The 9,877-nt window shown below is 63.2% G+C and carries 9 protein-coding genes and 1 tRNA gene; 4 read left to right on the forward strand and 6 right to left on the reverse strand.

Annotation, left to right across the window (positions count from 1 at the left end; all coding sequences use genetic code 11):
• Positions 1–33 precede the first annotated feature (33 nt).
• From PUQ42_RS03400 to hisG, 5 genes are read right to left on the reverse strand one after another with little or no spacing between them, the layout of a single operon-like run.
• Positions 34–744, reverse strand: a complete 711-nt coding sequence (locus PUQ42_RS03400; protein WP_273370998.1) for an imidazole glycerol phosphate synthase subunit HisH — start codon at positions 742–744, stop codon at positions 34–36.
• Positions 741–1,868: a bifunctional histidinol-phosphatase/imidazoleglycerol-phosphate dehydratase HisB gene (hisB, locus tag PUQ42_RS03405; protein ID WP_273371000.1), complete on the reverse strand. Its 1,128-nt coding sequence runs from the start codon at positions 1,866–1,868 to the stop codon at positions 741–743. The genes PUQ42_RS03400 and hisB overlap by 4 nt, the downstream gene beginning before the upstream one ends.
• Positions 1,865–2,899, reverse strand: coding sequence for a histidinol-phosphate transaminase (gene hisC / locus PUQ42_RS03410; protein ID WP_273371002.1), 1,035 nt, complete (start codon positions 2,897–2,899; stop codon positions 1,865–1,867). Before hisC ends, hisB begins: the two co-directional genes overlap by 4 nt.
• Positions 2,896–4,257, reverse strand: a complete 1,362-nt coding sequence (hisD, locus tag PUQ42_RS03415) for a histidinol dehydrogenase (protein ID WP_273371004.1) — start codon at positions 4,255–4,257, stop codon at positions 2,896–2,898. Before hisD ends, hisC begins: the two co-directional genes overlap by 4 nt.
• Positions 4,258–4,271: 14 nt before the next feature.
• Entirely contained in the window at positions 4,272–5,123 is an 852-nt protein-coding gene (gene hisG / locus PUQ42_RS03420) for an ATP phosphoribosyltransferase (RefSeq protein ID WP_087309938.1), read from the reverse strand.
• A 469-nt stretch (positions 5,124–5,592) separates the two neighbouring features.
• Here hisG and PUQ42_RS03425 point away from each other — a divergent pair, with 469 nt between their 5' ends.
• Entirely contained in the window at positions 5,593–6,150 is a 558-nt protein-coding gene (locus PUQ42_RS03425) for a helix-turn-helix domain-containing protein (protein WP_122120324.1), read from the forward strand.
• A gap of 5 nt (positions 6,151–6,155) precedes the next feature.
• Complete coding sequence (locus PUQ42_RS03430; RefSeq protein ID WP_420534945.1) at positions 6,156–7,826, forward strand: AMP-binding protein; 1,671 nt, start codon at positions 6,156–6,158, stop codon at positions 7,824–7,826.
• 277 nt (positions 7,827–8,103) lie between these two features.
• Here the strand turns inward: PUQ42_RS03430 and PUQ42_RS03435 are convergent.
• Positions 8,104–8,177 (reverse strand) — tRNA-Ile (locus tag PUQ42_RS03435).
• 189 nt (positions 8,178–8,366) lie between these two features.
• Here PUQ42_RS03435 and PUQ42_RS03440 point away from each other — a divergent pair.
• Both PUQ42_RS03440 and PUQ42_RS03445 read left to right on the forward strand, forming a co-directional pair.
• Positions 8,367–8,633: a type B 50S ribosomal protein L31 gene (locus tag PUQ42_RS03440; RefSeq protein WP_019149403.1), complete on the forward strand. Its 267-nt coding sequence runs from the start codon at positions 8,367–8,369 to the stop codon at positions 8,631–8,633.
• Between the two features lie 186 nt (positions 8,634–8,819).
• The gene (locus PUQ42_RS03445; protein ID WP_122120325.1) at positions 8,820–9,689 is read left to right on the forward strand and encodes a Cbp1 family collagen-binding glycoprotein adhesin; all 870 of its coding nucleotides are present in this window, start codon (positions 8,820–8,822) and stop codon (positions 9,687–9,689) included.
• Positions 9,690–9,877 lie beyond the last annotated feature (188 nt).

The following is a 9,877-nucleotide window of genomic DNA, read 5'->3' on the forward strand; positions in this document are numbered from 1 at the left end:
ACGGTTGCCGGTTCGGAGTCGGGCGGCAGCGCCTTACTTCAGATTCAGGAAGTTCTGCAGGATCCGGGCCCCCGTTGTGCCGCTCTTTTCGGGGTGGAACTGCGTGCCGTAGAAGTTGTCGCGCCGGAGTGCCGCGCTGAAGCGTCGTGCGTAGTCGGTCGTGGCGATTGTAGCCGGACAGAGGTCCGCCGCATAGGAGTGGACGTAGTAGACGTAGCTCTGTTCGGGAATCCCCTCGAAGAGCGGCGAGCGCAACCCTTCGATCGTATCCCAGCCCACGTGGGGGACCTTCATCCGGGAGTCGGCATCGGATGTTTCGGGAAGAGGCCGGTCGGTGTGGCGGCCAGTCGGTGTGGCGGCCGGCAGGGCCGTATCCGGGAGGGTCGGGCTGGCCGCCGCTTCGTGGAGGATTTCCTCTACGGCGGTGGTGGGGAGGCGCCGCACCCGTGTGGGGAAGATCCCCAGACACTCCGCCCGCCCCTCCTCGCTCGAGAGGCACAGCAACTGCATGCCGATGCAAATGCCCAGCACGGGGCACGTCAGCGTCGGCAGCACCTCGTCCAGCTCCCGTTCGCGGAGTTTTGCCATGGCGCTCGAGGCTTCGCCCACGCCCGGGAGGATCACCCGCTCGGCGCAGCGCAGCTGAGCGGCATCGGCCGTGAGTGTGAACTCCGCACCGGCCCGCCGCAGGGCATCGGCAACCGATCGCAGGTTGCCCGTATCGTAATCGACGACGGCTATCATAGGACTCCTTTGCTGCTGGGTATGTCGTATCCGAAACCTTCGCGCCGCACGGCCATGCGCAGTGCCCGGGCGAAGGCCTTGAAGATGGCTTCGGCCTTGTGGTGTTCGTTCTCGCCGCGGGCCGCGATGTGGAGGTTGCACCGCGCGGCGCAGCACAGCGAGTGGAAGAAGTGGCGGAACAGCTCGGTCGGGACGTCGCCCACCCGTTCGCGGCGGAATTCGGCCTCCCACTCGAAGTCGATACGCCCGCCGAAGTCGAGCAGCACCAGCGCCCGGCAGTCGTCCATCGGCAGGGCGAATCCGTAGCGGGCGATGCCGGCCTTCGAACCCAGCGCGCGGTCGATGGCCTCGCCCAGGGTGATGGCGACATCCTCCACGGTATGGTGCTCGTCGACCTCCAGGTCGCCGTGGGCCTTGACCGAGAGCGAGACGCCGCCGTGGTGGGCAATCTGCGAGAGCATGTGGTCCAGGAAGTGGAGGCCCGTCGAAATGCGGTCGTTGAAGTCGCCGCGGCCGTCGAGGTCCAGCCGCACGCGGATCTGCGTCTCGCGTGTCTGGCGCCGCAGGTCGACCTGCCGCTCCCCGCGGCGGATGAACTCCGCTACCTCGGCCCACGAGTCGCTCACCAGCGCGCAGCTCTCCGCCACGCCGGCCTCCTCCACCATCCGCCGCCCCTCGGCCGCGGGCCGCAGCAGGACGCCGCGGGCCCCGAGGTTGCGGGCCAGCAGAAGGTCCGTCACGCGGTCGCCGATCACGTAGCTCGATGCGAGGTCGTACGACCCGTCCAGGTATCGGGCGAACATCCCGGTGCGGGGTTTGCGCGTCGGGGCGTTGTCGCGCTCGAAGGTGCGGTCGATGAGCTGGTCGTCGAAGACGACCCCTTCGCCGCCAAGCGTCGCGAGCATCTTCTCGTGGGCGGGCCAAAAGTCCGCCTCGGGGAAGGAGTCGGTGCCCAGACCGTCCTGGTTGGTGGCCAGCACCAGCTCGAAGCCGAGCCCCGAGAGGGCCTTCAGCCCCGAGATGGCGCCCGGTACGAAGCGCATCTTTTCGAGGCTGTCGATCTGCTCGTCGGCGGGTTCCGCGAGGATCGTGCCGTCGCGGTCGATGAAGAGGGCTTTTTTCATGGTTGGAAATTTTGGATGGTTCGGATCAGCAGGTCGTTTTCCTCGGGACGGCCGACGGTGATGCGCAGGCACCCCGCGCAGCCCGCCACGCGCGAGCGGTTGCGGACGATCACCCCGGCGCGGATCAACGCCTCGTAGAGGCGGTCGGGCGCTGCGGTGCGCACCAGCAGGAAGTTGGCCTCCGAGGGGTAGACCCGTTCGATGGCCCGGCAGCCGGCCAGCGCCCGCGCCGTGCGGAGCCGCTCGCGGCGAAGCTCGGCGATCTGCGCCGTGATCGGCTGCGTGAGGCGTTCGAGGACCTCGCGCTGCGTCGGACCGTTGATGTTGTAGGGGTACTTCACCCGGGCGAAGAGCTCCGCCACGGGCTCCGCCGCAAAGGCCAGTCCGAGACGCAGCCCGGCCATGCCCCACGCTTTGGAGAGGGTCTGCAGGATGATGAGATTCGGAAACTCGTCGAGCCGGCTGAGAAATCCCGGCTTCGAGGCGAAGTCGATGTAGGCTTCGTCCAGGAGGACCATCCCCGGGAACTCGCGCAGCAGCCGTTCAATTTCGCGGGCCGGAAAGGCGTTGCCCGTGGGGTTGTTCGGCGAGCAGATCCACAGCAGCTTCGTGCGCTCGTCGGCCGCTGCGAGCAGCGCGTCGGTCGGCAGCGCGAAGTCGTCGCCGAGCGCCACCTCGCGCATCTCGACGTCGTTCGTGTCGGCAGCTACGCGGTACATGCCGTAGGTCGGCGCGATCGAGACGGCGTTGTCGCGCCCCGGCGTGCAGAAGATCCGGTAGGCGAGGTCGATCGCCTCGTCGCTGCCGTTGCCCAGGAAGATCTGCCCCTCGCGAACCCCCTTCAGGACGGCAATCCGGCGTTTCAACTCCCGCTGGTGGGGATCCGGGTAGCGGTTCACCCCGTTGTCGTAGGGACTTTCGTTGGCGTCGAGCCACGTGGAGATCTTCCCGCCGGCGTACTCGTCGCGGGCCGTGGAGTAGGATTGCAGGATCCGGATATTCGGCCGGACCAGCTCGTCAAGGGGTCTCATGATCGCTTCGGATTTTGCGGGTTAAGCGTATCGTTCGGAGCTTCGGCTGATTCGAGCCGGATGCGGACGGCGTCGGCATGGGCGTCAAGTCCCTCGGCCATGGCCATCGCCTCGATGGTCGGGGCCAGGCGCCGGAGCCCCTCGCGCGTCAGCTCCTGGAAGGTGATCTTCCGCAGGTAGGAGTCGACATTCACGCCGTTGCACGAACGGGCCCAGCCTCCGGTCGGGAGGGTGTGGTTCGTCCCCGAGGCGTAGTCGCCGGCGCTCTCGGTCGACCAGTGGCCGATGAAGACGCTTCCGGCCGAGGTGATCCCGGCGGCCGCCTCCCACGGCGACTCCATCGTGAGGATCAGGTGCTCCGGGGCGTAGGCGTTCGAGAAGGCGATGCGCTCTTCGCGGTCCGTGAGGACGATGATCCGGCTCTGTTGCAGCGCCTCGCGGATGATTGCGGCACGGCGCCGCCGGGTCAGCTGCTCCGCAACGGCCCGCTGCGTGGCCCGGGCGAACTCCGTCGAGGCGCAGACCAGCACCGCCTGGCTGTCGCCGCCGTGTTCGGCCTGCGAGAGCAGGTCGGCGGCGGCAAACTCCGGCGAGGCGCTGTCGTCGGCCAGCACCAGCACCTCCGAAGGGCCGGCCGGGAGGTCGATCGCCACGTCACGGGCGCCGACCAGCTGTTTGGCCTTCGTCACGTAGCGGTTTCCCGGACCGAAGATCTTCTCCACACGCGGAATGCTCTCCGTGCCGTAGGCCATGGCGGCAATGGCTTGGGCTCCGCCGACGGCAAAGAGGTGTGTCACGCCGCAGAGCCGCGCCGCGTAGCGGATCTCCGGGGCGACGCTCCCGTCCGCACGGGCCGGGGTGCAGAGGATCACCTCGCGGCAGCCCGCCACCCGGGCCGGCAAGGCCAGCATCAGCACCGTCGAGAAGAGCGGTGCCCGCCCGCCGGGAATGTAGAGCCCCACGCGGTCGATGGCCACGGCGCGCTGCAGGCAGGTTACGCCCGGCATTGTCTCGACGCGCACCTCGGCGGGCAACTGCGCCCGGTGGAAGGCCTCGATATTCGCACGGGCCGTGTCGAGGGCCTGTTTCATCGCGTCGGAGAGCTCTCCGGCGGCCGCCTCCACCGTCTCGGCCGGAATCTCGAACGCTTCGGGCCGCCGCCCCTCGATGCGTTCCGTGATGTCGCACAGGGCCCGGTCGCCTCCCGTGCGCACCTCTTCGAGGATCTCCTCCACCTGTCGGGTGATCTCCTCCTCGCGGCGCGTGCAGCGTTCGGTCAGTGTGCCCCACGCGCTGCGGGGCGGATTGTCGTAGATGGTCAGCATCGCGCTGTTTTCGGTCGTATTCATGTCGTTCATGGCTTGCAACGTTTTCAACGGATCATGTTTTCGAGCGCCAGCACAAGAATGCCTTCGGCGCCGATCTTCTTCAACTGTTCGATGCGCTCCCAGAGCTGCTCCTGTGCCAGCACGGCGTGGATCGAGCACCACCCCTCCTGGGCCAGCGGCAGCACCGTCGGGCTGCGCATCCCCGGCAGGATGCGGATCGCCTCCTCGAGCCGCTCTTCGGGCAGATTCATCAGCACGTACTTCATGCCGCGGCTCTCGAGGATCGAGTTGAAACGGAAGGTCAGCTGCTCGGTTTCGCGCCGCTTGTCGGGTCCGAGATTCGGGCAGGCGATCAGCACCGCCTCCGAGAAGAAGACCTTCTCGACCTCGGTCAGTCCGTTTGAGATGAGCGTACCGCCCGAGGAGACGATGTCGAAGATGGCGTCGGACATCCCCACCGCCGGGGCGATCTCGACCGAACCCTCGATGCGGTGAATCTCGGCTTCGATGTCCCGTTCGGCGAAGTAGCGCATGAGGATGTTCGGATAGGAGGTAGCGATGCGCCGGCCCCGGAAGTACTCCGGACCCGGGTAGTCGGTCCCCTTCGGGACGGCCAGCGAGAGGCGGCACCCGCCGAATCCGAGATCCATGAGCTGTTCGACGCGGAAGCCCTTTTCGGCCACTTCGTTCAGCCCTACGATCCCCAGATCGGCGACGCCCATCGCCACGGCCTGCGGGATGTCGTCGTCGCGCAGATAGAGCACTTCGAGCGGGAATCCTTCGGCCCGCGAGATGAGTTTGCGCTTGCTTTCGGCAACCTGGATGCCCGCTTCGGCAAGCAGGCTGGTGCTCTGTTCGTTGAGTCGGCCCTTGGCCTGGATGGCTATTCGCAACATGTTTCGTGTGGTTTTGATTGTCCTGTTTTTTTTCTTTCCCCCCCCCTCCGTGTGGCCTGATACGAAAAAAGCCCACCCGCAAGGGGTGAGCTTCATGTATCGGTATGGTTCGTTATCTCTCTTTCGGACCGTTTATCGGTCTGTCGTTCTGCGGTTGTTCCATACATGATCGCCTGCCCCCGGGATTTCGTGGCGGTGATGATGATGGATATGGATAAACTGCAGCATGCTGTTTCGGATCGTTGAGGACAAATATAGTGATTCCGATCCGAAAATCCAAATTTTTCATCCGTTTTGTGCCGCGCACGGCGGCTGGGAATGCTGTGTCCCTTGCCGTCTGACGGCCGAAAAGTGTCTCTTTCTCTGGAAGTTTTGCGGAGGAGTGGGGAAGTTTTGAAAAATTTTTCATATCTTTACGGGAAATCGCCGCAAGGTTAGGGCGGCGCTCTCATCCTAAAAACGAAACGCCATGTGTGACGACCCCATTCTGTCGATCGCAACCCGTCTGCGCGGGCTGCGCGAAGTTCTCGAATTGTCGGAGCAGGAGGTGGCCGACAGCTGCCGCATCTCCCTCGACGAGTATCGGGCCCTCGAAAGCGGGCATTCCGACATCTCGGTCAACCTGCTGCAGACCATCTCCCGCCGCTACGGCATCCCGCTCGACGTGCTGATGTTCGGCGAGGAGCCCCGCATGAACTCCTATTTCATCACCCGCGCCGGGCGTGGCGTGGCGGTCGAACGCCGCAAGGCCTACCGCTATGAGGCGCTGGCCGCCGGATTCCGCGACCGGCGGATCGACCCCTTCATCGTGACCGTCGAACCGGCTCCGGCCGATGCCCCGATGCACCTGAACACCCACTCCGGACAGGAGATGAACTACGTACTCGAAGGCCGCCTGCTCATCGAGCTCGACGGCCGGCAAATCGAACTCAATCCCGGAGACAGTCTCTATTTCGACTCCTCGCTGCCCCACGGCATGAAGGCGCTCGACGGCAGGACGGTCCGTTTTCTGGCTATTATATTATAAGAGGTATGAATCTGGTAGATCGTTATCTGTCTCGGACCGACTTCTCCTCGCAGGAGGAGTTTCGCGAGCACCTGCATATCCGGGTGCCCGAGCATTTCAATTTTGCCTATGACGTCGTCGATCGCTATGCCGCCGAAGCTCCCGATCAGCTGGCCATGCTCTGGACCGACGACAAGGATCATGTGGCCCGCTTCACCTTCGCCGACCTCAAGCGCGAAAGCGACCGTACGGCCTCCTGGTTCCGGAGCCTCGGCATCGGCAGGGGCGACCCCGTGATGCTGATTCTCAAGCGCCGCTATGAGTTCTGGCTCTCGGTGCTGGCCCTCCACAAGCTGGGCGCCGTGGTGATCCCGGCCACCCACCTGCTGACGAAAAAGGATGTCGTCTATCGTTGCAACACGGCCTCGATCCGGGCCATCGTCGCGGCCGGCGAGCGGGTCATCACCGACCACATCGCCGCCGCCATGCCCGAGAGTCCCACGGTGCGGGCCCTGGTGAGCGTCGGTCCCGAGGTGCCCGAGGGTTTCCTCGATTTCCATCGCGGCATCGAAGAGGCCGCCCCCTTCGTGCGCCCCGAACACCCGAACGACAACGACGACATCATGCTCATGTACTTCACCTCGGGAACCACCGGCGAGCCGAAGATGGTGGCGCACGACTTCACCTATCCGCTGGGACACATCGTCACGGCCCGCTACTGGCACAACCTCCACGAGGGAAGCCTCCACCTGACGATCGCCGACACGGGATGGGCCAAGGCCGCCTGGGGAAAACTCTACGGGCAGTGGTTCGCCGGCGCCACGCTCTTCGTCTATGACCACGAAAAGTTCACGCCGGCCGACATTCTGCACAAGATCGAACAGTACCGGATCACCTCGTTGTGCGCCCCTCCGACGATCTACCGCTTCCTGATCCGCGAGGATCTGTCGCGTTTCGACCTCTCGTCGTTGGAGTACTGCACCACGGCGGGCGAGGCGCTCAACGGTTCGGTCTACGACACGTTCCTTGCCCAGACCGGCATCCGGCTGATGGAGGGTTTCGGCCAGACTGAGACGACGCTGACGCTGGGCACCTTCCCTTGGATGGAGCCCAAACCCGGCAGCATGGGCGTCCCCAATCCGCAGTATAGGATCGACCTGCTGACGCCGGACGGCCGTTCGGCCGAGGACGGTGAGCAGGGGCAGATCATCATCCGCACCGACGGCGGAAAGCCCCTCGGCCTCTTCAAGGAGTACTACCGCAGCGAGGAGCGCACGCGCGAAGCGTGGCACGACGGCGTCTACTACACGGGCGACGTGGCCTGGCGCGACGAGGACGGTTACTACTGGTTTGTCGGACGGGCCGACGACGTGATCAAGAGTTCGGGCTACCGCATCGGCCCCTTCGAGGTCGAGAGTGCGCTGATGACCCACCCGGCTGTCGTCGAGTGTGCCATCACGGGCGTTCCGGACGAGATCCGCGGGCAGGTGGTCAAGGCGACGATCGTCCTGGCGGCCGAATGGCGCGAACGGGCCGGTGCCGCGCTGGTCAAGGAGCTGCAGGACCATGTCAAGCGCGTCACGGCCCCCTACAAGTATCCGCGCGTGATCGAGTTCGTCGAGGCGCTGCCCAAGACCATCAGCGGCAAGATCCGTCGGACGGAGATCCGCCGCGACGACGCCTCCAAAAAGGGGTGATCCATTCCGTGTGACGGGAGCGTGCTTGTCCGCCGGCCGTGTGAAGATTTGCCGCCGGGTGTCGTGTGGAAAAGGAGGCGCCCGGCCGTTCGATCCGGATCCGGAGGGCGGGGTAGGCTTGAACGGCTGTTGAGTTCCCGTCGGAAACGGCGCCTCTTCTTGCCTGTTGGTCGTTTGCCCGTTCGGCCGGTTGAAGCATGAAAAAAGGACTGTCTCGCGAGACAGTCCTTTTTCGTTTCCGGCGAATTGTCCGGTATCGGGCAATTCGCCCGGCAGGTGGGCCCAGAGGGGCATGATCCCACGACCTTCGGATTATGAGTCCGCTGCTCTGACCGACTGAGCTATGGGCCCCGGGGCGTTTTGGATACCTCCGCAGAGGATCTTCCGCGCTTTGCGACGACAAAGATAGAAAAACAATCCGGATTCCGCAACCCCGCAGCTGGCTGCCGATGCGAAAAAATTTGTCCCGGCGCTTGTTTCTTGCAAATTAATTCGTACCTTTGTCCCGCTTAAGCACTAATTATTAACAAAAACAACGAAATGAAAAAGGGTATCCATCCGGAAAATTATCGTTTAGTGGCGTTCAAGGACATGTCCAACGACCACGTGTTTTTGTGCCGGTCCGCCGTTTCGACAAAAGAGACCATCGAAGTGAACGGCGAAACCTATCCCGTGTATAAGATGGAAATTTCCAACACCTCCCACCCGTTCTATACGGGCAAGATGAAGTTGGTTGACACCGCCGGTCGCGTCGATAAGTTTATGAGCCGCTACGCAAAACGCTACGATAAGAAAAACGCCAAGTAAATCGTCGCTGTCGGCATTTACCGCTTACGGGCTGCATCGCAGATGCGGCCCGTCTTTTTTTGTGTAAATCACCGCTTTTTTCGGGTCGGGGGTGTTGTTTTTTTCGCTACAACGTTGTTGTTTTATTCCTATATTTGCGGCCGAAGGCAAACAGGATTGATTGCAAGTCTTAATTTATTGTGTGTCATGAAAAACGGATTCAAAATGATGGTCGTGGCTGCGCTCCTCGTTGCGGCAGCCTCGACCTCCTGCGTCAGCCGGCAGGTCACTCTTCAGGCCGAAAACCAGCGCGACTCGCTCTCCGTGGTGGTCGGCCAGAAGGATTCGCTCATCAATGTCGTCTTTTCCGATATCAACGCCATTTCGGAAAACCTCGCCCTGATCAAGTCGCGTGAAAATCTGATCACCGTCTCCGAACCCTCCGACGGCGCCCGCCGCCCCGTCGAGGAGATCAACAACGATATCGCGGCCATCGACCGCCTGCTGCAGGAGAACAAGGCCAAGATCGCTTCGCTGCAGCGTACGGCCGCCCAGCTGCGCAAGGCCAATCTGCGCATCGACGCCCTCGAAAAGATGATCGCCGATCTGAACGGCCAGCTCGCCCAGAAGAGTTCCGAAATCGAGCAGCTGCGCGAAAATATCGCCCGGATGGGTATCGAGGTGCAGACGCTCACCGAAGAGGTTGCCCAGCGCGATGCGCGTGTCGAGAGCCTCAGCGGCGAAAAGGTCGAACTCCAGAACCAGCTCAACACCGTCTACTACATCGTCGGCTCGGAGAAGGAGCTGCGCGATGCCCAGATCATCAACAAGGAGGGCTTCATCGGCCGGACACTGACCGTCGGCGACATGTCGAACCTCGACAGCTTCACGGTGGCCGATTCGCGGCTGCTCACCGAGATCCCCATCGGCCAGAAACGCGTGACGGTCGTCTCGTCCCACCCCGAGGATTCGTATGAACTGGTCACGGCGGCCGACAAGAGCGTCGAGAAGCTTCTCATTACCGATCCGGGCCGCTTCTGGGAATCGTCCAGGGTGCTCATCGTAAGCTACAAGTAGCGTCGCGGCCGATCCCTTCGTGAGCCTCTCTGAAAAGGTCCGTCCCCCGTCGGGGACGGACCTTTTCTATTGTGCCGGCGGTCTTTTCATTTGCTTTTCCGGACTTTTTCCGTAATTCTGGAAAACTTCTGTTAGTACCTTATACAAAGGACTTTGGGATAATTACCCGTTTTTGAGGTAATGACTTG

The organism is Alistipes megaguti, assembly GCF_944320325.1.
In the GTDB taxonomy this organism is placed as follows: domain Bacteria; phylum Bacteroidota; class Bacteroidia; order Bacteroidales; family Rikenellaceae; genus Alistipes; species Alistipes megaguti.